This is a genomic window from Rossellomorea aquimaris, from assembly GCF_020171925.1.
Classification (GTDB): Bacteria; Bacillota; Bacilli; order Bacillales; family Bacillaceae_B; genus Rossellomorea; species Rossellomorea aquimaris_F.
The window spans coordinates 343,202-369,158 of the sequence record NZ_JAIVAR010000001.1; the positions used below are offsets into that span (position 1 = coordinate 343,202).

The following is a 25,957-nucleotide window of genomic DNA, read 5'->3' on the forward strand; positions in this document are numbered from 1 at the left end:
GTGTGAAACCGCTCATACAATCGTTGAAAGAAAACATCTTGATAGCAGATGGTGCGATGGGTACGCTGTTATATTCATACGGAGTGGACCGATGTTTCGAGGAATTGAATCTATCACACCCCAATGAAGTATATAAAGTCCATAAAGATTATATAGAGGCTGGGGCAGATATTATCCAGACCAACACGTACGGAGCCAATTATGAGAAGCTCTCCCGTTATGGATTGGAGGATTCGGTAAAAAAGATCAACACCGAAGCTGCGAGGCTCGCTAAAAAGGCGGCAGGAGATACCACCTATGTTGTAGGGACGATCGGTGGTATAAGGGCCATCAAACAAAGTATTTCAATAGATGAAATAAAAAGGAGCTTCCGTGAGCAGCTATATTGCTTGATGCTTGAAGGGGTCGATGGCATCCTCCTTGAGACGTATTATGATTTTGAAGAATTGACGACTGTCCTTAAGATTGCCAAGCGTGAAACGGATATTCCCGTCATTGCACAAGTTTCGTTGCATGAAACAGGAGTGCTTCAAAATGGGATGCTGCTTCCTGAAGCCCTTCAGCATCTGGAGATTTTGGGGGCGGATGTCGTTGGGATCAATTGCAGGATGGGACCTTATCACATGGTCTCCTCTTTAGAAGAAGTTCCAATCCCAAAACATTCTTATCTATCAGTCTATCCGAATGCAAGTCTGCCAGACTACCAGGAAGGCAGGTTCTATTATTCCGCAGAACCGGAATATTTTGGGGAGATCAGCAACGAACTGAGGGAACAAGGGGCGAGGATCATTGGTGGATGTTGCGGTACCACACCCGATCACATCAAGGCCGTTTCCCAAAAACTGAAAAGCAGGGTTCCTGTGACACAAAAAACGGTGAAACCTCAAAAAAAGGTCGAACTGTCATCCCCGGCTCTGGATGAAAAGCTTCTACATCAAAAAGTGGCGGAAAAAAAGACCGTGATCGTGGAACTCGATCCACCCAAGCATCTCGATACCAGGAAGTTCTTCCAAGGGGCACAGGCGCTTAAGGATGCAGGGATCGATGCCATCACTCTAGCAGATAATCCACTGGCTTCACCGAGAATTAGCAATGATGCCCTAGGAACGATGGTGAAAGAGCGATTTGATTTGACACCACTCGTTCATATCACTTGCAGGGATCGGAATTTGATTGGACTCCAGTCCCATTTAATGGGCCTTCATACATTGGGAATCCACAATATTTTGGCCATCACAGGTGATCCTGCGAAGATAGGGGATTTTCCCGGTGCTGCTTCTGTTTACGATCTTTCCAGCCTTGAATTGATTGAACTGATTAAGCAGAACAATGAAGGGATTTCATTTTCGGGTAAATCACTACGACAGAAGACCCAGTTTTCAGTAGGTGCTGCTTTCAACCCTAATTTTAAACATTTGGACGCATCAGTAAAACGACTCGAACGAAAAGTGAAGGCAGGTGCTGATTATTTTATTTCCCAGCCAGTATTCGGCATTGAAGAGATGCACAGAATCCACGAAGCGACCAGGCATCTGGAAAGACCGATCTTTATTGGCATCATGCCATTATTGAGCTCGAGAAATGCAGAATTCCTACATCATGAAGTACCAGGTATTAAAGTACCTGATGTAACAAGGAAGAGGATGAAGGATGCGGGATCTGATCCCGTTCTTGCAAGGGCAGTCGGCATGCAGGTCGCCAAGGAACTATTGGAGCATGCCCTTGCGTTGTTTAATGGGATTTATTTGATTACCCCTTTTGTGCGTTACGATATGAGTCTAGAACTGCTTCACTATATGAAAGAAATATCTAGCTTGGGAGAGGAGGTTCCTTATGGCCATCACTTTATTTGAAGAACAGCTTAGAAAGAAGATACTTGTCCTTGACGGTGCGATGGGAACCATGATCCAGGATGCCGACTTGAAACCGATCGATTTCGGGGGAGAAGACTTGGATGGGTGCAATGAACACCTTGTCCTGACCGTACCTGAAATCATTTTCAATATTCATCGTGAGTATTTACTTGCAGGAGCGGATGTAATTGAAACGAACACATTCGGGAGTACTCCTGTCGTACTGGATGAATATGGATTGGGTTCAAAAGCCTACGAAATAAACAAACGTGCGGCCGAAATTGCAAAGGAAGCGGCAAATTCCTTCACGACTAAGGAGTGGCCAAGATTTGTAGCAGGTTCGATGGGACCGACGACGAAAACATTGTCAGTCACTGGGGGAATAACATTCAATGAGCTCGAAGAAAATTACCGGATCCAGGCGCTAGGGCTTCTTGATGGCGGTGTGGATGTCCTCTTGCTCGAGACGAGTCAAGATGCATTGAATGTGAAAGCGGCAAACTTGGGGATTCAAGCTGCATTTGAAGAAAGCGGAAGAAAAATCCCGATACTTCTATCCGGAACCATCGAGCCGATGGGGACGACATTGGCAGGGCAGAATATCGAAGCCTTCTATTTATCACTCGAACATCTGAATCCCCTTGTTGTCGGATTGAACTGTGCAACCGGACCGGAATTCATGCGCGATCATCTAAGGTCACTGTCAAATCTCGCGACAACCTACGTGAGCTGTTACCCAAATGCGGGACTACCGGATGAGGAGGGACAGTACAGTGAAACTCCCGAGTCCCTCAGCTTGAAGATGAAGGGATTCCTTGAAAAGGGATGGCTGAATGTAATCGGGGGATGTTGTGGAACAACTCCCGCACATATCCAGTCATTATCCGAATTGGCTAAGGAGTTTGAACCAAGGGATCCAAGTGACTCACACGCTCATGCTGTATCAGGAATCGAACCATTCATTTACGAAGACAAGGACAGTCGCCCGATTCTGGTCGGGGAGAGGACGAATGTAATCGGATCAAGGAAATTCAAGCGGTTGATAGCCGAGAATAAAATGGAAGAGGCATCGGAAGTCGCAAGGGCTCAAGTCAAGAATGGAGCTCAGGTCATTGACATCTGTGTGGCGGATCCGGACCGGGATGAAGCAGAAGACATGAATACGTTCATCCAGGAAGTCGTAAAAAAGGTGAAGGTTCCACTCGTCATTGATTCGACCGATGAAGAGGTCCTGGAAACAGCCCTGAAATTTTGCCAGGGAAAAGCGATCATCAACTCGATCAACTTAGAGGACGGGGAAGATAGGTTTGAAAAGATCACCCCCCTCATGAAGAAATATGGCGCCGCTGTAGTAGTGGGTACCATTGATGAAAAGGGGATGGGGGTCACCGTACAGCGGAAAGTGGAAATTGCTCAAAGATCCCATGAACTGTTAACGGAGAAGTATGGCATTCCTTCACAGGACATCATTTTTGATCCACTTGTATTTCCTGTCGGTACTGGGGACGAACAATATATCGGTTCCGCCAATGCCACGGTTGAAGCAATCAGGCAAATCAAGCAAGTGTTGCCGGAGTGTCCCCATATACTTGGGATCAGCAATGTCTCGTTCGGCCTTCCTCCGATTGGAAGGGAAGTGTTGAACGCGGTTTTTTTATATCATTGCACGAAGGCCGGGCTTGATTACGCCATTGTCAATACCGAGAAGCTTGAACGTTTTGCTTCGATTCCGGTTGAAGAGGTGGTACAGGCTGAAAAGCTCTTATTTGAAACAACCGACGAAACACTGGCGACTTTCACTGAATTTTATCGGGGCAAAAAGAAAGAAGTGAAAATCCCTGCAAATACGATGACACTTGAAGAAAGGCTTTCTCACTATATTGTCGAAGGAACGAAGGAGGGCTTGATTCCGGACCTTGAGCAGGCTCTAAAACAATATCATGCACCGCTTGATATCATCAATGGTCCATTAATGGATGGGATGGCTGAGGTGGGGCGATTATTTAATGATAATCAGCTAATTGTAGCAGAGGTACTGCAAAGTGCAGAGGTCATGAAAGCGTCCGTATCCTTTTTAGAGCCCTATATGGAACAGAATGAAACGTCATCCTCATCAAAAGGAAAAGTGATACTTGCCACTGTAAAAGGCGATGTCCATGATATAGGTAAGAATCTGGTCGATATCATTCTAAGCAACAACGGGTATCAAGTAATGGACCTGGGGATCAAAGTAACCCCTCAGGAATTAATCGAAGTGATTAGGAAAGAAAAGCCTGATATCGTCGGACTTTCAGGATTGTTGGTGAAATCCGCTCAGCAGATGGTCGTGACAGCGCAAGATTTGAAGCAATCAAACATCTCTGTGCCAATCATCGTGGGAGGCGCGGCTCTTACCAGGAAATTCACTTCAACCAAGATTGCGAAAGAATATGGAGGACTCGTACTATATGCCAAAGATGCGATGGATGGATTAAGCATCATCAATGGGATTCAAAACAAAGACACGAGAAAAAAATGGGAAGAAGAAAGCAGGCGGAAACTTCTGGATAGCAAATCTATTGCAGAAAAAGAACCGTTGAATGAATCTTCGATTGCGGTCAAGGTCCGTTCATCCGTATCGAAAGATGTTCGGGTACATGTTCCGCCTGATTTTAAACCACATATCATGAAAGATTTTTCCTTGAATCAAATTCATCCTTATATTAACCAGCAGATGCTTCTCGGCCATCATCTTGGGATCAAAGGAAAGATCTCAAGACTTTTAGAAGAAAAAGATGATCGGACACTACGGATCAAGGGGATTACCGATGAATTATTTCACAAGGCGAAGAATGAACGACTGATCCATGCATCGGCACTCTATCAGTTCTTTCCTGCCCAATCTGACGGTGAGGAAATCATCATTTACGACCCGGAAGGCAGCGGGAAAGAAATTGAGCGTTTCCAATTCCCGCGCCAAAAGGGAGGGCAGCATCTATGTTTATCCGATTATCTTCGCACCGTGCAAAGTGGAGAGATGGACTATGTCGGCTTCTTTGCTGTAACTGCTGGAAGGAAAATCAGGGAATGGGCTTCCTCCTTGAAAGAAGAAGGGAAGTTCCTGGAGAGCCATGCCATCCAGGCACTGGCACTTGAAACGGCGGAAGGGCTTGCGGAGAGAGTGCATGAAATGATGAGGAGTCGTTGGGGATTCCCGGACCCGGTCGACTTTACCATGCAGGATCGTTTCCGTACGAATTATCAGGGGCAACGATTCTCATATGGTTACCCTGCATGCCCAAACCTTGAGGATCAGTACAAACTATTCAAGCTCATCTCACCGGAGCGAATCGGGATTGAATTAACAGACGGGTGTATGATGGAACCTGAAGCTTCCGTTACAGCCATGGTATTTGCCCATCCTGAAGCCAGATACTTCAACGTACTTTGATTCCGGTATATCGATAAGAAAGCCACCCTGTGATTGCATAAGGGTGGCTTTCAAATAAGTATCTATTTTGTCAATCGATATTATTTATTCTCTTTAACTTGAATGGGAAATCCTCAACCAAGTCGATGTCCATCAGTTCAAGAATCCTTTCTTCTGAAAAACCTGTTAACATGGAGAGATTACTGATGCTTGAAGGCATTTCCATGTTATCGCAAAATTTTTGTGCACTTCTTATCGACAGGATCTCGATGGTTGATCTCGACAAATTTCTTTTCATCTTCATCAACTCCCCAATGGATTGGCCAATGGCTGATTGGGTAACGTCTCCTATCTGCCCCATTATGATCGTTCCGGACAGTTCACTATGAAATCGTATTTCTTTTATTATATACCCTTCTAGGTGTGTAGGGTATAGGGAATCCTATGAAATAAAGATAAAAATACAGAAAAAAAATCCATTCTTTCATTCTTTCACCAACGACTTAAGAGGGTGAAACTGATCACCGCGAAAGCATACAAAATGGATATTAGTAGTTTACTATATTATAATGTACTGAGAGGTTCGTTAAAACGAAATGGCTTGACTTAAATTAGGGAGGAACGTGCTGCACATGCATAGGAACAAGGATTTACATACTTATTTAGTAAGCAAAGCCCATCAATTAACGGAAGAGTGGTACAATACGATCGACAAGAGCACCACGTCCGGAGTCTATTCCTCCGATGTTCCAGAGGTCGTTGAAAACCTAAAAAAGCAGAACTTTGAGTTTCATCAGTTATTTTGTGAAGTATTCATTATAGATAAAACCACGTTTAATAAAAAGTTGGATGATTGGGTGTTGACCATCGCTGAGGATAAGCAACATCTTGAAACCCCGACACATAATATCATTCAGGAGTTCATGCGAGTCCGTAATCAATATCTTGATTTTGTAAATGAATACGCCCAAACTTGCAATGATCCTAATATCGTTGAACATATGCGGGGGTGGGAGGATACGATCATCGAATCATTTGATAAAGCTATGTTAAGGTTCATGGAACTGCAAAATGAAGTGGTAGAAAGACAATTGCAGTCACAGCAGCAGATCATCCATGAACTGAGTTCACCTCTCATTTCATTGAATGAAGACACGGCGTTGGTTCCACTTATTGGGAATATCGATCCAGAACGTGCTAAATTGATTCTTGAGAATACATTACATCAATGTGTTCAAAAAGAAGTATCTTATTTGTTTATCGACCTTTCAGGTGTAGTGATGATTGATACGATGGTAGCACACCAGCTATTCCAGCTCATTGATGCACTCGAACTGATTGGTGTAAAGCCAATTCTTTCTGGGTTGCGCCCAGAAATTGCACAGACTGCCGTTCAATTAGGTCTGAACTTCAATAAACTAACAATCACTTCTACTTTAGACAAGGCCATCACCGTAAAAAGTATTGTTAATGGATGAATATGCCTTTATACGAGCTTCCCTGGATCAGAATCAGGGGAAGTTTTTTTTATGAATTGAATTTATCGAACAAGATATTGAACTTCTTACAAAGAATCTACTTGCCAAAATTTGAATCACTAATGCGATCAGCTGGCTGTAAATAATAATGGTTCGAAATAAAATATCTTGAATTAAAGATAAATATGTTATAAGATGATTGTAGATAATAGTAAGAGAGCATTCTATTAGGGAGTGAAGAATATTGAACTTAAAATCACTTAAAGGGCAACACCATGTTTCTGCATTAACTGCCAATGCAAAGGAGAACTACGAGTTTTACACAAAGACACTCGGGCTTCGATTAGTGAAGAAGTCGATCAATCAAGATGATACTTCGGTTTATCATTTATTCTATGCTGATGAACGAGGCAACCCTGGAACGGATCTTACCTTTTTTGAAATCCCACATGCAGGTAGAACCCACAGAGGGACAAACAGTATTTCCTTAACTGCACTGCGGGTAAATGATGATGAAGCGTTAGAATATTGGAGGAAACGCTTTGATGAGTTGGGTGTAGAGCATGACGGGATTTCCCATCATACAGGAAGAGCATCAATCAATTTCCGTGACTTTGAAGGACAGCGCCTGATGCTTGTTTCTGATGAAAATAACAAGGGGGTACAGGGTGGTAGCCCATGGGCTTTAAGTCCTGTACCAGTCGAATATGGCATTGTTGGGTTGGGCCCAGTGACGCTCACCGTCTCACGTGCAGACTATACGGCTAAGATATTGACTGATGTATTGGGTTATCGTGAAACCCGTCAATTCCAACCATATCAACAAGGACAGCCAGAGATCCGGGTATTCGAAACCGGTGAAGGGGGGAGCGGTGCTGAAATTCATTTGGAAGAACGTAACGACCTTCCACAGGAGAGACCTGGAAGAGGGAGTGTGCATCATGTTGCATTCAGGGTCGAGGATGAGGAGGAATTACGTAAATGGGTCGAATGGATCTCAAGTAAACAACTTCCGAATTCAGGCTTTGTAGAACGCTATTACTTCCGTTCACTTTATTTCCGCGAGCCTAACGGCATCTTATTCGAATTGGCTACAGATGGACCTGGGTTTGAAACGGATGAGGACTTTGACCATTTAGGGGAGAATCTTTCGTTACCACCATTTTTTGAAGCTCAGAGAGAATCGATTGAGGCAAAGCTAAAGCCTTTGGATACGAAAGAATAGGATCAGGATTAGGAGGAGAGATTCTTGAAACATATTTTCAAAAAAGGCAAGGATGATAAATTGCCTACTTTATTATTATTGCACGGTACAGGAGGCGATGAGAGGGATTTGTTACCTCTTGCAGGCATGATTGCCCCGGAAGCCTCTGTTCTGAGTGTAAAAGGAAATGTCGATGAAAATGGAATGGCTCGCTTCTTTGCCAGATTGAGGGAAGGGGTATTCGACGAAGAAGATTTGATCTTCAGGACAAAGGAATTAACGGGATTCATTGATGAATGTGCCCGGGAATATGAGTTCGACCGCCAAAACGTAGTGGCGATAGGCTATTCTAATGGGGCGAATATCGCGGCAAGCATGATGTATCATGAGAAACATGCATTAAAAGGAGCGATCCTTTTCCATGCAATGGTCCCGCGCAGGGGAGTGAAGATCCCGGACTTGACTGATGTACCTGTTTTCATTGGGGCCGGCAAGAGCGATCCACTTATTCCAATGGCAGAAACGCAGGAATTGATCAAGGATCTAACAAGCGCTAATTCCAACATTTCAGAGTATTGGACTGAAGGTGCCCATGAACTGAGAAGGGAAGAAGTGGAAGCTGCATGCGAGTGGTTCAAAAAGCATTTTAGTCAAGGATAAATAGAGTGTACCCCGGTTGAAGCGACTTCAAACCGGGGTATTATTATGTCGATTACTTTTATTAGCGTTGAATGGATCTCAGTTTGTTTGCTGTTTTTTTATTTTTTCGAACGCATCAATGGAACGAAGCATGGATAGTGTCAAGATGCCGCGCCACTCTTGTTCTGCCTTTGGCCAGGAGTCTTCATAGTGACCAAACCAGGTCCAATTCGGTTGCCAATACCCGTCATCATGCTGCTTTTTCATTTCCACGTCTAATTGTAACGTCACTTCATCCTTTAACTCTGTGTAAAAAGGTGAGGATGGGGAAGGAGCCACCATCAATGGTTTCGTTACGTATTCATCCCATTTTTCAGGGTCTTTACACACGAGTCCATGAACTGATTTTATTAGCTTGTCATGGATTTCGCGTTTCATTTCGGATTGAGGTAAACATTGTAGAAGTCTGGAATAACAAAGGAAATCATGCATCTCGATTGGATCCGGGAGCGATGCCAATTCCTTAACGGCTTTTCTGGTCCACCTCCCTACATTATGATTCGTAGGTCGATAAAGATGGAAGTACCCGACGATTTCTGCATTTGGATTCGCCCATGTCGACTCAACCCCGCACACTCCTTTTACGGAATCAAAGTGCCACCAAGGCGCATGTGGAACATCATTGACCTCAGCAGGAACAGCATGCCAAGTTTCTGTATGGGAATCGTAAGAGGATTCCAAATAGCTCATTGCCTTATCCACAATCGGGTGGTCAGCTTGTAAGTCAAGTTCCTTTGCTATTTGCAAGCCTACCGTCGTTGCCATAGGTGAGGAGGCAGCAAGCCTGAAATCAGGTTCAAGGCTGTTCCCGAAGCCCCCATCTTCATTTTGAAAAAATGAAAGTTCATTCACTGCATCCGCCTTCGCTCCTCCATCGAAATAGTAAGAGAAAAGAGATTGTTCAAGCGGACGTGCATGTGAAAGGATAAAAGACCGTGCAGCTTCCCAGCTGTATTGTGAAACCATAAAGTAAAAACCCCTTTGTGTTTAAGTATTTCCTAAACGAATGGCAAGAATGAATCCACTCACCCTTCAACAATCATTTAACATACCACTCTATCTAAATTAGCCAATTTATGCGAAAAGTCCTCTTTTTTCACCGAGTTGATTCGTTCATAGCCTTTAAGTATATTTTCACATTGCAGAGTATGTAAAAGACTACTAAACTAGAATAATCAATCACTTCAGAAATAGGAGTTTTGCTCGGATGAATACCATGATTAAATCTTTCTTCCTATCAATAGCATCTGCCATACAGGGTATGGCAATGGCCGTATTCCTTTTTCCGCATTTCATCCCATCCGGGGGAGCGGCAAGCGTGAGTGTCCTTATGAATGACCTTTTGGATATCCCGTTCTCGATTACACTCTGGGTCTTGAATGCGGCTCTCTTGGCAGCGGCTGTTAAGTGGCTCGGGAAATCCAGTGCACTCTGGACGATTCTTTGTGTCACCATCACCTCTTTGACCATTGAATGGATCAGTCCGAATATGAGTGGACCGGTATCGAACGTATTCGTCGATATCCTTTTAGGTGCAGGTTTATTCGGTGTCGGTGTTGGCATTTTATTCAAACTTGGAGCGTCATCTGGCGGTATGGATATCCTTGCGTTGATCATTTCTAAACTAAGTGGAAAATCCCCGGGGCGTATACTTTTTGTCATCAATGCCAGCTTACTTCTGTTGACGGGAATAATCATTGGCTTCACCATTATTGTTTATGCTCTTATCTGTCAATTTATAGCAACTAAAGTCATCGATTTCATTTACACGCTTGAAATCAAGCAATCAGTTTTGAATCAAAAAGCATAAGGTGAGAAACGATGCCCTGTTGAATTGGCATCGTTTTTCATGTGCTTTGTATGATTGAGTTAATGGTATGCTGCGGTGAATTCTCAAAGAGTGAAAGATAGTGAAAGGGCTTATTCTCCGGGAATAAGATCTTCCTTATCTCTCTAGGGGAATGCCCGCTTTTATATTGTGTCATGACTTCATGCTGAAGATTTTCTAAATAATCCCTCTTTCGTTCCAACAGTCTTCTCCCATTCGGAAAGTACCCGCCGTGAGAACAATAAATCCCCTTGAAAGAGTGTTTCAATGTAATTTGAAGTGAGCGTATCAATTCAGGTACTGACTCGAATGAAAAATGGGAAGTTGGTGAATGGAAAAGATACAGATCACCAGTTAGGCAGAATCCGTTCTCTTCATCGATTAACACAATATGGTCATCTGCATGTCCCGGAGTGTGGACGACCTTTAAAGAATGCTCATTGGAATATACCATTTCTTCCGATCTTAATTCATATGGTTGGAACGATTTTCTGTTTCTCCAGAAAATCGACCTGTATAGTGGAAGAGTTGAATTAACCTTACATTCTGATACCCCTTTTTGATGAATCCATTGAGGGATCCCCAGTTGATCTTCAATCCATGCACAATTTCCAGTGTGGTCCTCGTGATGATGGGTAAGGATGACTCTTTTGAAAGCGGTGTCCTCTACCAGGCTTCGAACCTGTTTATGTAAACTATATGGGCCCGTGTCTATCAGGATATCATCCACTTGTGTAATGTAAACGTGCATTTTAAGACCGGCGACCCTCCTGACTAATTTAAATGTCTTGATCAAGTCGGCACTTCCTTTGAATAAAGTTTGATACTAATTAGTATTCGTAACAAAAGGGTGAAAATCCTTTCTGACTGTACGATAGGTCATTTGAGGAATGGCTCTTTTCACACATATAGGTGATAATACAGACTCAAGCGGGTGATTGGAGTTCAAGGCGGAGTATTCTTTTGAGTATACTCTATTCGCAAATTTTGTTTATTTTAGAAGAAGCGATGTGTTGATTTGCGCTCTAGGTGCACGCTTTCCATGTCCTTGATATTCTCATATCTCATTAGTGTGATATGATAGAAGAAACGAAAAATGTCATCTTAGGGGGGAACTTTGTGCAAAAGTGTCAAATGTGTAAAAATGCATTTGGATGGAAAGAATTGTTATTTTCAATTTGGGGTTCATACAAGCCGATAGAGTGTAAAAAGTGTGGGAAAAAGCACACAATCAATTTCGCTTCCAAGTATGTGGTATCCTTGCTCATCATTTTCCCATCAGTATTCTTTGGATTGGTGTTTGCGCCTGACTGGGGATTGTCTAAACCGATTACGTTCGGATTGATCGTTTTCATCGCTTTTCTAATAAGCCTAGTACTGCCTTTCTTTGTCAAATATGAAGTGAAAACAAAGTAATAACAGTACGGACTGCCAGCACACAAAAAATTCGAAATTTCTACACATCTCCACTATCAAAGCGTGAAGTGTTGATATACAATGAATATATTCATTTCGGTTGTTTACATAAGGATGAAGAGAACCGTATCAAAAGCGGTAGACATATTAGCAATTTATGAGCTTTGAAGGAGAGAATACATGCTGGAGTATAAAATACATCAAGATAAATTTAAGGAATATGTTGTATTCCTCCATGGCATCGGTGGGAGCTCCACTATATTTGGAAAACAGCTTCATGTATTCAAGAAGCATTTCAATGTAATTACGATTCATTTGCCTGGCCATGGAAATTCACCAAGTGTGAAGAGTTATGAAGAGGACTTTTCCATTGATTTAAATATTCGCGAAGTATTAAATGTGCTTGATCATTTGGGGATAGAACGGGCACATTTCGTTGGGGTTTCCTTGGGATCGATCTTTATACATGCCTTGTTACAACGTCATCCTGAACGTGTGTTGAGTGCTGTTATGGCAGGGTGCATCACTCGTTTCACAACATTTGCATCGATACTGTTAAAACTGGGAGACACGATAAAGTCGTTCATCCCATTCATGTGGCTGTATAAAATATTCGCCTATATCATGATGCCGAGGAATAACCATGCCATTTCCCGAAAGCTATTTATCAGGGAAGCAAAAAAAATGAACCGGCATGACTTTCTTTGCTGGTATCGATTGACACCATTTGTGAAATCGACTTATGAACGTGTTCAAGAACACGCATCTCATATTCCGAAGCTATACATATCTGGGAAGGAAGACCATTTATTTGTCAAAGCCCTTGAAAAGGATGTGCGCGAAGATCGTTCTGCAGAGAAAGTATTTTTGGACGATTGCGGACATGTGTGCAATGTTGAAAAACCGAAAGAATTCAACGAACATGCACTGGATTTTCTAATTCGTCAGCAAACAATGTCACTCCGGAAAGTCCAATAATTCTAAAAGAATGGAATAAGCGGACATGATCATCGAGTGATGGATACCATTGTAAATAATTAATTCTTCAACGCCGGCTTCTGCCTTGTCAGAATGTCGGCGTTTTTTTGTTTGTACAGGATTGATCTGTATTAAAAAGGGAAACTGGAAATTAAGCGAGAATATAGTCTTGAGGGGGATACATACATATGAATGATATTTGGAACTTTCAATCGGAAGATTTTCCTTTTGAGTTGTTTTCTGCTTCTCATATTATTGCGGTTATTCTGATGGTTTGTTTGATTTTTCTTCTATTTTTTTATCGGAAACGATTATCTGATGTAGGAAGAGGAGTGGTGAAGTGGGGGCTTGTTACAGTACTGATGATTGGTGAGATCTATTTTCAATTATGGTATGTGATTAATGGAGCTTGGTCACTTACGGTTAATCTTCCGTTGCAATTATGCTCGATCTCACTTTACTTATGTATTTTCATGCTCCTCTTTAAGAACCAATTTATTTTTGAGTGTGCATTTTTTTCAAGTATGACAGGCTCCTTCGTTGCCATGATTACGCCGGAATTATTTTTTGGGTATCCCCACATTCGGTTTTTTCAATTCTTTTCAATCCATGCCGCCATTGTTCTGTCATGTTTATATATGGTGTGGGTAGAGGGGTTTACGGTTCGTTTTTCAACAGTAATCAAGTCCTTCCTTGCTCTGAATGTGATTGCCGCTATGGTCTATGTTGTCGATAGGATCCTTGACGCGAATTATATGTTCCTTGTCAGGAAACCAGTCAATCCGGGCCTGATTGATTATCTTGGAGAGTATCCTTGGTATTTACTGTCACTTGAAGGAATTACGTTTTTTCTCTTTATCATATTATATATTGTCTTCAAGTTAGAAAGAAAATGGAATTAAATGAAACTTTTTCATTTTTAAATCGTCTATTATTTAGGCATTTGAAAGAATGATAGACACAAAGGTGGTTCCATGTATCATTACTTTATTGGGTTGTCTTCCGTCCTGTTGATCGCCTATTCAATAGGGAGCATTACAGGCGCATACTATGTGGTGAAGCTATATACGGGTAAGGATATACGAAAGATTGGCAGCGGAAATGCCGGTGCCACGAACGCAGGGAGGATTCTTGGGAAAAAAGGTTTCTTCCTTACATTATTGATCGATGCCTCAAAGGTCTTCATCATCATGACAGTAGTCCGACTACTAGGAAAAGGGGATGAATGGCTTTTGGCCGCAAGTTCGATAGGTCTCATCTTCGGTCATTTATTCCCAATGCAGCTTGGCTTGCGTGGGGGAAAAGGGGTTGTTGTCTTCCTTTCCTCAGCTCTGTTTCTATCGCCGCTCTCAATGGCTGTATTCGCATTAATGATGCTGGCATCTTATGGTTGCACACGACGGTATACCTTTTCAGGCTTCGTGTCGATGGCATCCATCCCGATTGCAGCAGGGGTGTTGGAAGGTTCAATGGTTACTACTTTTACGCTTTTTTTATTATTCGGTATTGTCTTACTATCACATAATAAATAATGTCATCATGAGGGGGTGCAACCATGGGTCATCGTACATTAAAATATAAGATTGTAAATGGTCCATACGAGTTCCATCAGATTGAACAATTGAATGATCAAACCGTAGTGGAAGAAATCTCTCAAAATGAAAGTGGTCGATTGAGGGTTCGATTTCATCATGGCAATACATCTATCATCGCAAAACGTCTAGAGGAGGTTATGGGGATCATTTCAATACGGGCAGACAGACCTTTTTCCCTTGATTATAAGATGGATGACCTGGATGCATGCATCTTACCGCCTACTATCTCGAGAAAAGAAATCGGTGATTTATGCAAAAGAAGAGGAGTAGGGATCAGCTGTGAGAACGGTTATCTTCACGAAAGGAACTGGATCCAACTTTCACTGATGGAATATCACCATGATATTTTGGGAGCCTTGTCAGTCTTGAAAGGCGCAATTGAACCGAAGTTGGAAATCAGGTACTCATAAATGGGCAGTATGGACAATTACATGCACAAATTGAAAAATTCCAACGAAATTGCAATCATACTGTTGCTTTTATGGTTGAAAACCGTAATGGTCATGGTGGTTGGATTCAATATTCCTCTTCATTCATTTCTTGATGCGTTACTGATTTTTATCAATCCCATAGGTTCATTGATGATTGCAATTGGTTTCAGTTTTTATTTTGCGAAATCAATCAAACCATTAAAATTATTCCTGATTTTTGTGTTTCTGACCGGTATACTATATGCAGATTTACTTTACTACCGATTTTATTCAGACTATGTTACGCTTCCGATTCTCTTCCAATTCAAGAACGTAGGAGGAATCGGACCCAGTACGTTTGAATTGATGAGTCCATGGGACATATTGCTTTTCGTGGATGTGATTTTCGCAGGGTGGTATCTGAAGAATAAAAGAAGGATGATGTCAATTCCATCCGATATAAAAGTAAAATACATAACAATGAGCTTACTCATCTTGACATTGCCTATTCTGATCGGCCTTATTAAAGCACCTTATTTATTTCAGGAATCGTATGACCGGGAACAAATGGTGACGGCAATAGGTCCATTTAATTACCATGTCTACGATAGCGTATATGCATTAGCAGTCCATGTTGATCCGATCGTTGCTTCGAAAGTTGATACAAGTACACCTCTTAATTATACAACATCCAAAAAGGAGGACCATTCAGACCTTTTCGGTATAGCAGAAGGAAAGAATGTCATCTTAGTCAGCATGGAGTCAACCCAGAATTTTGTCATCAACTCAAAGATTGCGGGTAGTGAAGTTACGCCATTCCTGAATTCATTAGTGAAAGATAGTTATTATTTCAATCAAATATATGATCAGACCGCGCAAGGAAAGACTTCAGATTCAGAGTTTATGATTGATAACGGACTGTATCCATTGTCAGGAGGCTCTGTTTTTGTGAGGTACCCGGATAATGAATTTTTAAGCATGCCTCGCATTTTACAAGATAAAGGAGGGTATTACTCCGCTGTTTTTCATGGTAATGACGCTTCATTCTGGAATCGCGATAAGATGTATGACTCCTTGGGATACGATCGTTTTTATTCGAAGAAGGATTATGAAGTAACAGATCATAATTCAATTAACTATGGCATTAAGGATATTCCCTTTTTTGAGCAATCCATTTCTTACTTGAAGAATCTTCCACAGCCGTTTTACACCCGAATCATCACGCTTACGAACCATTTTCCTTTTTTATTGGAAGAAGAAGATCAATATATCCCTCCTGCGACTACGAATGTGGATGTTGTGAATCGTTATGTAACAACGGTGCGATATGAAGATGAGGCAATCAAGCGCTTCTTTGAGCGATTGAAGGAGAACGGAATCTATGAGGATTCCATCATCATTCTTTATGGTGATCATTATGGCATTTCTAAGAAATATGAGAGTGGGGTATTCGACCTGCTGGATATGGAAGATTCACCAAAGAATGAGTTGAAACTCCAAAAGGTTCCTCTGATCATCCACATACCTGGAATGAAAGGAAAGACGATCAACACCATAGGGGGAGAGATTGATATCCGGCCAACCATTCTTCATTTACTCGGTATCGAATCAAATGAAAATCTTTCTTTCGGTCATAATTTGTTTGCGAGGGTTGAAAATCATCCTGTCATTTTTAGAGATGGAGAGTTTGTAACGGAGAAATACTTCTTAAAAGATAACATTTGCTACAGTCGAAAAAACGGAAAGCAAACGTCAGCTGAGAAATGCGAACCATATCAAAAGATAGCAAGAAAAGAACTTGGAATGTCAGATGACATCATATTTGGCGATTTATTAAGATTAATAGAATGACGATAATATCATTATGTAAACTTATAATTGCATTAAAAAAAAGGAAAGCGGGGACAAAATCCGCTCTCCTTTTTTTTATCCTTTTAAGTTTACATCATAGGAAAAGAAATTTTGACTTTTGTCCCCTTGTTTTCTTCACTTTCATATTCGATCATTCCGTCCATTTCCCGGATGATCTTATTGGTGACCATGCTCCCAAGGCCCGTACCCTTGGATTTGGTTGTATAAAAGGGGAGGCCGATCTTCTTCATTTCTTCATGAGTCATGCCTTTACCATTATCAGAGATGGTCACCATGATTCGATTAGAAGACATGATTTCTTTTGTTTCGATATGCACTTCACCCTTTACCTCGATGGCTTCAATCCCATTTTTGATCACATTCATGATTGCTTGCTTCAAATGCTGTTCATCTCCAGTTATCCAATGCTTGCCTGAAGGGTGATAAGAGATGGCAACATTCGAGTAGGAAGCAAAGGGCCTTAATAGCTCTACGCAATCCTGGAGAACATTCTCTAAGTGAATGGTGGTGAGATGGAATGTTCCAGGTTTCGCAACATTTAAATAATCCGTTATGATTTTGTTTGTCCGATCTAATTCAGCAAGAATCAGAGGAGAGTATTTTTTGAGTTGTTGATCTTCGCTTTCATCCGAAAGATGTTGGATGAAACCTCTTACCGTGGCAAGGGGATTTCGGATTTCATGTGCAATGGATGCAGCCATTTGTCCTGCCATATTCAATTTATCAAGATACATCATTTCTTCTATCTGCTTATTTGTACGGATCAGGTGCTCAATGATGTAAATCATCGAAATGAATGTAAGGCAGAACACGCTGAAATAGATAAAATAAAACTCAGTGTTCAAGATAGGAACATAGATATATATGCTGACAAAATAAATAGAAAAATAGACAATGAAGATCATCAAAGCCCAGATAAGCTTTGCCGATGAAGCGAGAAATACTTTTCGGAATGCCACCGCAACAACGAATGCGAGAATGGAGACGATGATCCCGATTATCACATAGGGGCCATCTAGGATGAGACGGTATATTAAGACTAAAGTGAGCACCATGGTGCCTGATAACAAACCTGCATATAGAGTAACGATCAGGATTGCGATCATCCTTAAGTCAAAATGAGTGGCTCCGAGTGTTTCAATTGGATAAAGCATGCATAGAAACGCTCCGAAAGCACCAATTAGTCCATAAGTAATCTTATGCTTCACACGCAGCATCGATTTCACCTTAAATGGGAATAGGACATTCGCATTGTATGTTAAAGAAAATAGAATCGTAATATTAATCAATAAAGTCTTAATGAGAGTAATCAACGTGAGCCTCCATAATAAGTTGAACCAGAAATAATAGTCCCAAACCTTCATAAGATACCAAATTCCAGTCCAATTGACAAGTGTTAATAGAAACGTATCGTGTTCATAAGGTATAGACTTGTGAGATGTCACACCCCTTTCAAAGCATTTTCAGCAGGTATTTTCCTAGTCTTGAAGAATATATAAATATATATAGTACGTATAAAAAAAGGAGGAAACGATTTGGGTGAAAGTGAAATAGTTGAAATTCCTAAGGTCATGCACCGAAAGATTCCGCTGAAAGAAATCGTGAAAAGGGTGATCCTGATAACGGCTGGTGCCATTATTATGGGAATAGGATTGGAAATCTTCCTTGTACCGAATAATGTTATCGACGGCGGTATTGTGGGAGTTTCAATTATTCTTTCCCATTTAACAGGGATGAAGCTTGGTTTCTTCATTTTCCTTCTCAATATCCCGTTCTTCTTCATAGGCTATAAGCAAATAGGGAAGACATTTGCGTTCTCCACCCTCTATGGAATCATCATCCTTTCAATCACGACCATCTTCCTGCACTCAGTTCCTGCTTTCACTCAAGATATCCTTCTAGCCTCTCTATTTGGAGGAATCGTCCTCGGAATAGGTGTCGGGATGGTAATCAGGTATGGGGGTTCGCTGGATGGGACAGAAATTCTGGCGATATTGTCCAGTAAGAAACTTCCGTTTTCGGTCGGGGAAATCATTATGTTCGTTAATTTATTCATCCTTTCAAGTGCTGGGTTTGTATTCAGTTGGGACAGAGCCATGTATTCGTTGCTCGCATATTATGTAGCGTTTAAATTGATTGATATTACAATTAAAGGACTGGATGAGTCCAAGTCTGTATGGATCATAAGCGAGAATTACAATCAGATTGGTGATGCTCTCCTTCATCGATTGGGGAGAGGGGTTACATACCTAAAAGGAGAAGGTGCTTTCTCTGGGGATGATAAGAAAGTCATCTTTTGTGTCATCACCAGATTGGAAGAAGCGAAATTAAAGGACATCGTAATGGAGCATGATCCATCGGCATTTCTTGCGATTGCAGATATTGCTGAAGTTAGAGGGGGAAGGTTTAAGAAAATGGATATTCACTAGATCCTTCATGAAGAACAGTCCGGCATTAGTAAAATGCCGGACTGTTTAGTTTTATATCAATTGTCCTTCAGATGGGGCCACAAGGTGACCTTGAAGACCATAGTGGAGGATCCGTTGATATTCTCCCCAGACCCTCTTCCTCCCTACCTCGGAATCCATCCAATTGTCCCGGTTTATGACGATATCCCCATAGCTTGTTTCGAATGGATAAGGTATGTATGAACTATCCTCAGGGAAGTGCTTCTTGAGGGTTCTGATCTGCCTGCCGGCTGCATGGCCTTTACAGATAATAAGTAAGGATCTTGTAATGGAAAAGTCAACTAGTGCTTTTGCATACAAGACATTTTCCAATGAGTTTGTTGATTGGTCTTCGTATTCAATGATTTCTTCTGGAATCCCACCTTGAATCAGGTTGGAAATAATGACGGAAGCTTCCGTTAATGTTTGCGATGTTCTCCCTGTCCAATCCGGGTGCGCATGACCTGTCAGGCTTCTTCCCCCTGTTACGATGATCTTCGGTGCAAGCCCTAGGTCATACGCCTCAATTGCCTTTTCCCAGTGGCCGGGATGTGTGCCGGCAAAAACGAAAATCGCATCGCAAACCTTGGCATCTTCCTTTTTACCAAACGTAAGCTCTGTGACGGTATTGATTTGATTGGTTGTAAGTTCGGGCATGTCAATCTCTTTTTGAATGATTGGTTTCATTGTTCTCCTCCTGAATCTTTATAGGGTCCGGTCATTTCCCAAAATTCCTGGTGAGTGGATAAAAATAGGGGTTCCAAATCCTTTTTTCTTTGTTGTGCCTGTTTGTGCAAGTTTGTTCGTTTGATCTTATTCTCGATTTCATGATATTGGTTCTTGTTTTCGTATAACCAAATGGCGGTGATCGATGTTTTACTTTCATTCACCCATCTCCCGATAAGCCTTGAACCAAAACGGATTTGGTTTGGGAGCAAATATTCGTGGAAGTATGTGGTGAACCGTTCCAGCTGTTGTGGGTTTATCCGATATGTTCGGACTCTATATACCATATTATTCCTCCTTTGGATCCTATACTACATGTTTATTCCGTTTTATTCAATAAAATTTTAAATTTTATTCTTTTTTCTTCCGTTTTATTCTTGGGTGTAATGATTATGCAGTCCTGATTGAAGAATCTTTTCTAATACAAAAAAGCCCGCATTTCAGCGGACTTTTTCATGAGTAAAGGGTAGCCTTTACAATATATGGGGAGTGTTCTTGTCATTCTTGTTCATGTGCTGAAGTTCCAGCTTCATTTTTTCAGTTTCAATGACAAAGTTTTCATGCTTCAGCTGTTCAAGCTTCAGTTCATCTTCCAGCATTTTTTGTTTCACTTTGGATTGTTTATGGAAATGATCTGTTAATATAGCGATGATAGGAATGGAAAAAATCATGATAACAGCAATCGTGCCAGTCATTCTTTTACCTCCTTATACGAGTGTCCTCTAAATACCAATGATCGTTCTTATTAGTAAAATTATAACAAATAATCGGAGGCCAGTACATATGGTGACTCAAACATTCCACTTATTATGTACATATGAAAGGATAGACCGACGATGCTTTTTCATAAGGGTGTCCATAAGTTTATAGACGATCATTCCGAAAAACGCCACATTGATCATCATTCCGGCTATGAAAGCTTTCCCGATTTCAAAAGCAGAGTGGGGAACAGAATGTGCAGTAAGGGAAAAAGTGCTTGCATGTGTCACACCTACTGGAAAAAGCAGGTTTCCGATCAGGTAATTCAAATAGAAGAAAAGAGGGAACGCCCAAATCATGGAGATTCCTCCGACAAGACCGGCGTAAGGGTTTCCTCTGAATAGAGTTGCAATTACGGTGGATAAGATGGGACCGATCCCGAAAGAGGGAACAAAATTGACCATTAGACCCAGCGTAAACCCTAATGAAATCCTATGAGAATTATCTTTCAACCTCAAGAGTTTCAATGTTAAACATTTTAAATTTCTCATATTCCTTTTAATCATGTTCTCACCAACTACTTCGAATGTCTAAAGAAAATCTTATTATGAATGACTGGGTTTGTAAACGATTTCCGCACAATTTATTTCTTCATCCCTTCCACCCGATAATCTTTGGTAAAAAATTTACTCATTCTCCTTTATGAATGAGAAAAACATGGTATTCTATAATTATGATTAGTTAAGACTGGAGATTACATATGAAATTGAAGAAGAAAATACCAAATGCCCTGACTTTGGGCAACTTATATTGTGGGTTTTTATCCATAGGTTTTGCTGCAAACGGGCAATTCAAAAACGCTGCTGTGCTGATTATTATAGGGATGATGCTTGATAGTATGGATGGCAGGTTGGCAAGGATGCTCGATGCTGACAGCAGCCTTGGGAAAGAGCTTGATTCTTTGGCTGATATCGTCACATTCGGGGTTGCGCCATCATTCCTTGTCTATTACACTTCATTCTACCAATATGGCTTATTGGGATTTTTTGTTGCCGGGCTTTTACCACTGTTCGGTGCTTACAGGTTGGCGCGCTTCAATACGAGTCCACCGAAAGCCTCGCTGCAGTATTTCATTGGTGTACCAATTACCGCAGCCGGTGGGATACTTGCGATTTTGACTCTTTTCGGGGATAGGATCCCGAACATCGTTACTTCTGTCATCTTTACGGCAATGTGCTTTTTGATGGTGAGCAGAATTCGCATCCCGAGTTTCAAAGAGATACCTTTACCGAAGTATGGGACGATTGTGACGCTATTCATAGGTGCGCTCTTATATGTGATCTATAAAGGAACTTATGAACAGTTCCCTTATCTGATCTATATTGCCGCACCTTTATACTTTGCCTATGTAGCCTATCGTTTCATTAAGAGAGGGAAACATTAATCAAAGGAAAAGCATTGGATACCCAATGCTTTTTTTTAATCCACGGAAGGTTTGAATAGTTTCTCCTGCCATTTATGGTAAAAATAGATGACAAACGAGATGCCAAAGATGACAAGTAAGTACTGCCATGGAGTGATGTTTTTATAATTTGCAATCCCTAGTACATCTAGCAATGGAAGAGCTGCAAAGCACATAAAGGCATCCATGATGAAGTTGATCAGGATATATAACGGGAAATGATGAGAAGTGAACCGGAATATCCAAAACGTACCCACAGAAAATACTCCATAAGCAAAGCTTACGTCGATCATGTAACCCCAGGGTACAATATATTCGTGGATTTCCCACCAACCATATGTATAAGCAATCTGAAAAACGATGGTCATCAGCAGGCTGGTGAAGATCGTGACAGGCATGAATCGTCTGATTGTATCAGCTTTTGCGAAATATAGACTGAACCAAGGGAGCAGGAAACCGATAAACAATAAAACTTTCGCAGTCATTTTCAAAACTCCTGTTTTTGTTTGATACACTTTATTGTTCGGAAAAGGAGAGCTTAGTATTCCTGTAAACATAAAAAACACCGAAAGCACGGTGTTTTTCATGTAATGAATAGCCCGCCGATTGATCCGATGACGACAACGATCCATGGAGGGAGTTTCCAGTATGAGAGTAGGCTGAATAGCAATGCCGCAAGAGCAAAATCAATCGGTGCATTGATTGAACTTGTGAAGATTGGTTGATAAAAAGCTGCAATCAAGATCCCTACAACCGCTGCGTTAACTCCCATCAGTGCTCCTCTGATTTTGGGGTTTCGCCTCAAGCTATCCCAAAATGGCAGAGCGCCGAAAATGAGAAGAAAAGCAGGGAGGAAAATGGCGAATGTGGCAAGTAACCCTCCCTTGATGCCGCCGATTACCGCGCCGATATATGCTGCAAAGGTAAATAACGGTCCTGGTACCGCTTGAGCTGCGCCATACCCGGCAAGGAAGGCTTGTTCAGAAAGCCACCCGGTCGGCACAAATTCACGCTCAAGGAGAGGTAGGACAACATGGCCACCTCCGAATACCAATGCTCCTGTTCGGTAAAAGCTGTCAATGATCGCAATCCATTCTATGGAAGTGAATTCCCTTAAGAGCGGTAGCAGGACCAGCAAACCGAAGAATAACATGATACAGCTGAAAGCAAATTTCTTTGAAAGAGGGAACGGAAGACTGGAATGCTGTTCTGATTCTTGATTTTTGAAAAGAATAAAACCTATCAAAGCAGCTGCAAGAATGACGCCCACCTGTGTGAACGCGGTTTGCCAGAGTAAGATGGTACCCAATGTGATCAGTGCGATTGCTTTACGTTTTAGATCAGGTGTTAACTTTACCGCCATACCCATGATGGCGTGAGCAACAACCGCCACGGCAACGATTTTCAATCCATGGATCCATCCTGAATCCATGATTTCGAATTCGCGCAGCATCAAGGCAAACAGTATAAGAATAATGACACTAGGTAGGGTAAACCCGATAAAAGAGGTAATCCCTCCTAATATACCCCCACGTATAACGCCAATTCCAATCCCGACCTGACTGCTTGCTGGTCCAGGTAAGAATTGACATAGTGCGACCAAATCTGCATAACCTTTTTCATCCAGCCATTTTCTCCTTCTTATGTACTCTTCGTGGAAGTACCCCAAGTGGGCAACTGGTCCTCCGAATGATGTGAGCCCCAACCTCATTGACACGAAAAGAATTTCAATAAGAGTCTTAATGTTTTGTGAGATCGATGTCTTTTCCAATTTTTCACCTTCTTTACATTACTCATTTATTTCCTTAAACAGTTCATAAGCTTTCTTGCGTGATTCCTTGAGGATTTCATTTCCTCTTGGGGTCGTTCGATAGTATTTACGGATTTTGCCTTCAACCAACCGCTCCTGCTTCTCGAGGAGACCGTCAGCTTCCATGGAATGAAGCATAGGGTAAAGTGTACCCGAACTTATGTTATATCCATGCTCCTTTAATTCTTCAAGCATCCATGAGCCAAAGATCGGTTCCTCCGCTGCATGGTGTAGGATATGGATGTGAATGAACCCTAAGAATAACTTTCTGAGTACTTTGTCTTCCATTGAAAGATCACCTCTCCAATCGTATTCGAACTCCGATATCGGAATTCGATATCGGAGTTCGAATACGTGGAGTATACCATTGAATTTAAGCTGTATACAATGAAAAATTGTTCACAGGAGATTGACTAGTTCTTTTTGACCAATTATTGGAATATTTGTACTATTCGAATTCGTTCACCGTATACTTTATAGGTTTTATTTTATTGGTAAAGGGGAGAGGTTATTGAAGAAAGTATGGTTGATGGTCCTTTCACTATTCATCATGTTCCCATCTTTCGCGCTGGCTGGCGATTTCGGAAAGGGAGATCCGCCAGGTGAACCGGGGCAGTGGTATGTAGGGACGACGCCAAGTAATGTAGCTCCGGATAAACATCCGGTATTATTTGTTCATGGGCTGAATTCTTCCTCCAATACGTGGTGGAACGAAAATAATATGTACGATACGGCCTATCAAAATGGCTATGAAACGGCATTCATAGATCTCTATCCGACGAAATCAATGTGGGATAATGGAGCTTTACTTGCAGGGAAGATCCGGGATATCTACAATTACTTCGGAGAAAAAGTGGTGATTGTCGCCCACAGTAAAGGCGGTATCGATACGCAATCAGCGCTCGTACATGATGGTGCTTATCCATATGTAGAAAGGGTCATCACCCTTTCTTCCCCCCACAAAGGGTCACAGCTTGCAGACCTTGCCTATAGTAGTTGGGCCGGCTGGCTTGCAGGCATACTCGGCAGTAAAAATGACGCTACTTATTCTCTGCAAACTGGTTATATGAGTTATTTCCGGGAACTAACGGACTCTCACACCAATGTTTCAAGGGTTCCATTCTATACCTTCGCGGGTACAAAGTGGGGAAGCTTCGGGAGCTCGCTGTATTGGGGAGGTTTATATTTAAGCGGTTACGGAAGCAATGATGGAGCAGTTACCGTCAGTAGTGCCCGATTGCCGTATGCAACTCATTTAAGCACAGGAGCATGGGATCACTATAAAATAAAAGAAGGATCAGCCACGTTCAGTCTGTTTAAAAATTACTTGAATGAAAGTACTCCTTCAAACACGTTATACAGTATTCAAAGCACCCCTCCTGAAACTGAGGCAGCTTCATCCTATATCAGGGGTGGAGATCACAAAGGGGAAGTCCTTGAAGGATTCACTGTAGAGAAAGGAACCGAAGAAGTGACAATCGATTGGATCAGCGATCAGAGTGCCACATCCCTTACCCTTAAGAATCCTGATGGTATGAAGTCCACTATAACTGAATCAGTAGCCGATGAATCCGGATTCTTCAATGGCGCATACCATCATAGCGTCACGATACCTTCTCCGAAAGCAGGGGATTGGGAGGTCCAGTCTAAGGCAAGCGGTGGAGAACATTATCTCTTAAATGTGACGTATGAAAGTGAAACGAACAACTCATTGGACGTAAGCGTTACCGGAGATGATATAAGTGTGAAGAAGAAAAAAGGTCAAATTACATTTAAAACGGATACGACCATTGATTATTACAAGGATGGCAAGCTGAAAAAAGGAAAAATCAAGCTGAAAGGCTCAACATTTACCCTGCCGGAACTTGGTGAGGGCGTATACAACGTGACGATTGATGTTGAAGGGAAAAATGCAGGTGAGAAGTTTAATAGGACGATTCTTAAAACGATTTATGTAGATGACAAAGGGAAGATTTATTAAGCCTGCTAGGATGACAGAGTTGAAGCTCAATTTATTGGGCTTCATTTTTTTTATCCTACCGCGATCACAAGTAGGGTGAGGAAGGTGTCG

26 protein-coding genes are annotated in these 25,957 nt (G+C 41.7%); 15 read left to right on the plus strand and 11 right to left on the minus strand.

Features of this window, described 5'->3' with window-relative positions:
* The first annotated feature begins 2 nt into the window (after positions 1-2).
* Together LCM10_RS01625 and metH are read left to right on the plus strand one after the other, a co-directional pair.
* Positions 3-1,853 carry a bifunctional homocysteine S-methyltransferase/methylenetetrahydrofolate reductase gene (locus tag LCM10_RS01625; RefSeq protein WP_224874098.1) on the plus strand — a complete coding sequence of 617 codons (1,851 nt, stop codon included), beginning with the start codon at positions 3-5 and terminating at the stop codon, positions 1,851-1,853.
* Positions 1,834-5,283: a methionine synthase gene (gene metH / locus LCM10_RS01630; protein ID WP_224874100.1), complete on the plus strand. Its 3,450-nt coding sequence runs from the start codon at positions 1,834-1,836 to the stop codon at positions 5,281-5,283. The genes LCM10_RS01625 and metH overlap by 20 nt, the downstream gene beginning before the upstream one ends.
* Positions 5,284-5,353: 70 nt before the next feature.
* Here the strand turns inward: metH and LCM10_RS01635 are convergent, their stop codons facing one another.
* Positions 5,354-5,560 (minus strand): hypothetical protein, encoded by a 207-nt coding sequence (locus LCM10_RS01635; RefSeq protein WP_224874102.1) that lies wholly within the window; start codon positions 5,558-5,560, stop codon positions 5,354-5,356.
* Positions 5,561-5,894: 334 nt separating this feature from the next.
* Here LCM10_RS01635 and LCM10_RS01640 point away from each other — a divergent pair, with 334 nt between their 5' ends.
* From LCM10_RS01640 to LCM10_RS01650, 3 genes are all read left to right on the plus strand, one after another.
* A complete protein-coding gene (locus LCM10_RS01640) occupies positions 5,895-6,740 on the plus strand; it encodes an STAS domain-containing protein (protein WP_224874104.1) in 846 nt (281 codons plus the stop codon).
* Between the two features lie 244 nt (positions 6,741-6,984).
* A complete protein-coding gene (locus LCM10_RS01645; protein WP_224874106.1) occupies positions 6,985-7,965 on the plus strand; it encodes a ring-cleaving dioxygenase in 981 nt (326 codons plus the stop codon).
* 24 nt (positions 7,966-7,989) lie between these two features.
* Complete coding sequence (locus LCM10_RS01650; RefSeq protein WP_224874107.1) at positions 7,990-8,604, plus strand: alpha/beta hydrolase; 615 nt, start codon at positions 7,990-7,992, stop codon at positions 8,602-8,604.
* Between the two features lie 78 nt (positions 8,605-8,682).
* On the opposite strand, the gene LCM10_RS01655 is transcribed toward LCM10_RS01650, so the two are convergent.
* Complete coding sequence (locus tag LCM10_RS01655; RefSeq protein ID WP_224874109.1) at positions 8,683-9,609, minus strand: hypothetical protein; 927 nt, start codon at positions 9,607-9,609, stop codon at positions 8,683-8,685.
* Between the two features lie 241 nt (positions 9,610-9,850).
* Between LCM10_RS01655 and LCM10_RS01660 the strand changes: the two genes are divergently transcribed.
* Positions 9,851-10,453 carry a YitT family protein gene (locus tag LCM10_RS01660; RefSeq protein ID WP_224874111.1) on the plus strand — a complete coding sequence of 201 codons (603 nt, stop codon included), beginning with the start codon at positions 9,851-9,853 and terminating at the stop codon, positions 10,451-10,453.
* A gap of 37 nt (positions 10,454-10,490) precedes the next feature.
* Here the strand turns inward: LCM10_RS01660 and LCM10_RS01665 are convergent, their stop codons facing one another.
* The gene (locus tag LCM10_RS01665; protein ID WP_224874113.1) at positions 10,491-11,267 is read right to left on the minus strand and encodes an MBL fold metallo-hydrolase; all 777 of its coding nucleotides are present in this window, start codon (positions 11,265-11,267) and stop codon (positions 10,491-10,493) included.
* Between the two features lie 323 nt (positions 11,268-11,590).
* Between LCM10_RS01665 and LCM10_RS01670 the strand changes: the two genes are divergently transcribed.
* From LCM10_RS01670 to LCM10_RS01695, 6 genes are all read left to right on the plus strand, one after another.
* Positions 11,591-11,887 (plus strand): TIGR04104 family putative zinc finger protein, encoded by a 297-nt coding sequence (locus LCM10_RS01670; protein ID WP_224874115.1) that lies wholly within the window; start codon positions 11,591-11,593, stop codon positions 11,885-11,887.
* 180 nt (positions 11,888-12,067) lie between these two features.
* Positions 12,068-12,865 carry an alpha/beta fold hydrolase gene (locus LCM10_RS01675; protein WP_224874117.1) on the plus strand — a complete coding sequence of 266 codons (798 nt, stop codon included), beginning with the start codon at positions 12,068-12,070 and terminating at the stop codon, positions 12,863-12,865.
* A 188-nt stretch (positions 12,866-13,053) separates the two neighbouring features.
* Complete coding sequence (locus LCM10_RS01680; protein ID WP_224874119.1) at positions 13,054-13,767, plus strand: TIGR02206 family membrane protein; 714 nt, start codon at positions 13,054-13,056, stop codon at positions 13,765-13,767.
* A gap of 72 nt (positions 13,768-13,839) precedes the next feature.
* Positions 13,840-14,397 (plus strand): glycerol-3-phosphate acyltransferase, encoded by a 558-nt coding sequence (locus LCM10_RS01685; protein WP_224874121.1) that lies wholly within the window; start codon positions 13,840-13,842, stop codon positions 14,395-14,397.
* A 23-nt stretch (positions 14,398-14,420) separates the two neighbouring features.
* A complete protein-coding gene (locus LCM10_RS01690; protein ID WP_224874123.1) occupies positions 14,421-14,870 on the plus strand; it encodes a hypothetical protein in 450 nt (149 codons plus the stop codon).
* Between the two features lie 21 nt (positions 14,871-14,891).
* Complete coding sequence (locus tag LCM10_RS01695) at positions 14,892-16,721, plus strand: LTA synthase family protein (protein ID WP_224874124.1); 1,830 nt, start codon at positions 14,892-14,894, stop codon at positions 16,719-16,721.
* An 89-nt stretch (positions 16,722-16,810) separates the two neighbouring features.
* Here LCM10_RS01695 and LCM10_RS01700 read toward each other — a convergent pair whose 3' ends face one another.
* Positions 16,811-18,055 carry an ATP-binding protein gene (locus LCM10_RS01700; RefSeq protein WP_224874126.1) on the minus strand — a complete coding sequence of 415 codons (1,245 nt, stop codon included), beginning with the start codon at positions 18,053-18,055 and terminating at the stop codon, positions 16,811-16,813.
* A gap of 258 nt (positions 18,056-18,313) precedes the next feature.
* On the opposite strand from LCM10_RS01700, the gene LCM10_RS01705 reads away from it, so the two are divergent.
* Positions 18,314-19,171 (plus strand): YitT family protein, encoded by an 858-nt coding sequence (locus LCM10_RS01705; protein ID WP_224875569.1) that lies wholly within the window; start codon positions 18,314-18,316, stop codon positions 19,169-19,171.
* A gap of 51 nt (positions 19,172-19,222) precedes the next feature.
* On the opposite strand, the gene LCM10_RS01710 is transcribed toward LCM10_RS01705, so the two are convergent.
* The 4 genes from LCM10_RS01710 to LCM10_RS01725 all read right to left on the minus strand — a co-directional run bounded on the left by LCM10_RS01710 (position 19,223) and on the right by LCM10_RS01725 (position 21,180).
* The gene (locus LCM10_RS01710) at positions 19,223-19,876 is read right to left on the minus strand and encodes a YdcF family protein (protein WP_224874128.1); all 654 of its coding nucleotides are present in this window, start codon (positions 19,874-19,876) and stop codon (positions 19,223-19,225) included.
* Positions 19,873-20,202, minus strand: coding sequence for an NIPSNAP family protein (locus LCM10_RS01715; RefSeq protein WP_224874130.1), 330 nt, complete (start codon positions 20,200-20,202; stop codon positions 19,873-19,875). Before LCM10_RS01715 ends, LCM10_RS01710 begins: the two co-directional genes overlap by 4 nt.
* A gap of 186 nt (positions 20,203-20,388) precedes the next feature.
* Positions 20,389-20,610 (minus strand): hypothetical protein, encoded by a 222-nt coding sequence (locus LCM10_RS01720; RefSeq protein WP_224874132.1) that lies wholly within the window; start codon positions 20,608-20,610, stop codon positions 20,389-20,391.
* A 96-nt stretch (positions 20,611-20,706) separates the two neighbouring features.
* Positions 20,707-21,180: a DUF2062 domain-containing protein gene (locus LCM10_RS01725; protein WP_318247460.1), complete on the minus strand. Its 474-nt coding sequence runs from the start codon at positions 21,178-21,180 to the stop codon at positions 20,707-20,709.
* A gap of 194 nt (positions 21,181-21,374) precedes the next feature.
* Here LCM10_RS01725 and pssA point away from each other — a divergent pair, with 194 nt between their 5' ends.
* Positions 21,375-22,058, plus strand: a complete 684-nt coding sequence (pssA, locus tag LCM10_RS01730; protein ID WP_224874136.1) for a CDP-diacylglycerol--serine O-phosphatidyltransferase — start codon at positions 21,375-21,377, stop codon at positions 22,056-22,058.
* A gap of 35 nt (positions 22,059-22,093) precedes the next feature.
* Here pssA and LCM10_RS01735 read toward each other — a convergent pair whose 3' ends face one another.
* From LCM10_RS01735 to LCM10_RS01745, 3 genes are all read right to left on the minus strand, one after another.
* Complete coding sequence (locus LCM10_RS01735) at positions 22,094-22,561, minus strand: hypothetical protein (protein ID WP_224874138.1); 468 nt, start codon at positions 22,559-22,561, stop codon at positions 22,094-22,096.
* 98 nt (positions 22,562-22,659) lie between these two features.
* A complete protein-coding gene (chrA, locus tag LCM10_RS01740; RefSeq protein WP_224874140.1) occupies positions 22,660-23,847 on the minus strand; it encodes a chromate efflux transporter in 1,188 nt (395 codons plus the stop codon).
* Between the two features lie 18 nt (positions 23,848-23,865).
* Complete coding sequence (locus LCM10_RS01745) at positions 23,866-24,174, minus strand: PadR family transcriptional regulator (protein WP_224874142.1); 309 nt, start codon at positions 24,172-24,174, stop codon at positions 23,866-23,868.
* A gap of 223 nt (positions 24,175-24,397) precedes the next feature.
* Between LCM10_RS01745 and LCM10_RS01750 the strand changes: the two genes are divergently transcribed.
* Positions 24,398-25,867: an esterase/lipase family protein gene (locus LCM10_RS01750; RefSeq protein ID WP_224874143.1), complete on the plus strand. Its 1,470-nt coding sequence runs from the start codon at positions 24,398-24,400 to the stop codon at positions 25,865-25,867.
* The last annotated feature ends 90 nt before the right edge of the window (positions 25,868-25,957 follow it).

Coding starts and splice junctions, on each gene's coding strand:
- metH (WP_224874100.1), top strand. CDS start 1,834: ATGGCCATCACTTTATTTGAAGAACAGCTTAGAAAGAAGATACTTGTC.
- LCM10_RS01635 (WP_224874102.1), bottom strand. CDS start 5,560: ATGAAAAGAAATTTGTCGAGATCAACCATCGAGATCCTGTCGATAAGA.
- LCM10_RS01640 (WP_224874104.1), top strand. CDS start 5,895: ATGCATAGGAACAAGGATTTACATACTTATTTAGTAAGCAAAGCCCAT.
- LCM10_RS01655 (WP_224874109.1), bottom strand. CDS start 9,609: ATGGTTTCACAATACAGCTGGGAAGCTGCACGGTCTTTTATCCTTTCA.
- LCM10_RS01660 (WP_224874111.1), top strand. CDS start 9,851: ATGAATACCATGATTAAATCTTTCTTCCTATCAATAGCATCTGCCATA.
- LCM10_RS01675 (WP_224874117.1), top strand. CDS start 12,068: ATGCTGGAGTATAAAATACATCAAGATAAATTTAAGGAATATGTTGTA.
- LCM10_RS01680 (WP_224874119.1), top strand. CDS start 13,054: ATGAATGATATTTGGAACTTTCAATCGGAAGATTTTCCTTTTGAGTTG.
- LCM10_RS01685 (WP_224874121.1), top strand. CDS start 13,840: ATGTATCATTACTTTATTGGGTTGTCTTCCGTCCTGTTGATCGCCTAT.
- LCM10_RS01690 (WP_224874123.1), top strand. CDS start 14,421: ATGGGTCATCGTACATTAAAATATAAGATTGTAAATGGTCCATACGAG.
- LCM10_RS01695 (WP_224874124.1), top strand. CDS start 14,892: ATGCACAAATTGAAAAATTCCAACGAAATTGCAATCATACTGTTGCTT.
- LCM10_RS01705 (WP_224875569.1), top strand. CDS start 18,314: ATGCACCGAAAGATTCCGCTGAAAGAAATCGTGAAAAGGGTGATCCTG.
- LCM10_RS01710 (WP_224874128.1), bottom strand. CDS start 19,876: ATGAAACCAATCATTCAAAAAGAGATTGACATGCCCGAACTTACAACC.
- LCM10_RS01715 (WP_224874130.1), bottom strand. CDS start 20,202: ATGGTATATAGAGTCCGAACATATCGGATAAACCCACAACAGCTGGAA.
- LCM10_RS01720 (WP_224874132.1), bottom strand. CDS start 20,610: ATGACTGGCACGATTGCTGTTATCATGATTTTTTCCATTCCTATCATC.
- LCM10_RS01725 (WP_318247460.1), bottom strand. CDS start 21,180: ATGATTAAAAGGAATATGAGAAATTTAAAATGTTTAACATTGAAACTC.
- pssA (WP_224874136.1), top strand. CDS start 21,375: ATGAAATTGAAGAAGAAAATACCAAATGCCCTGACTTTGGGCAACTTA.
- LCM10_RS01735 (WP_224874138.1), bottom strand. CDS start 22,561: ATGACTGCGAAAGTTTTATTGTTTATCGGTTTCCTGCTCCCTTGGTTC.
- LCM10_RS01745 (WP_224874142.1), bottom strand. CDS start 24,174: ATGGAAGACAAAGTACTCAGAAAGTTATTCTTAGGGTTCATTCACATC.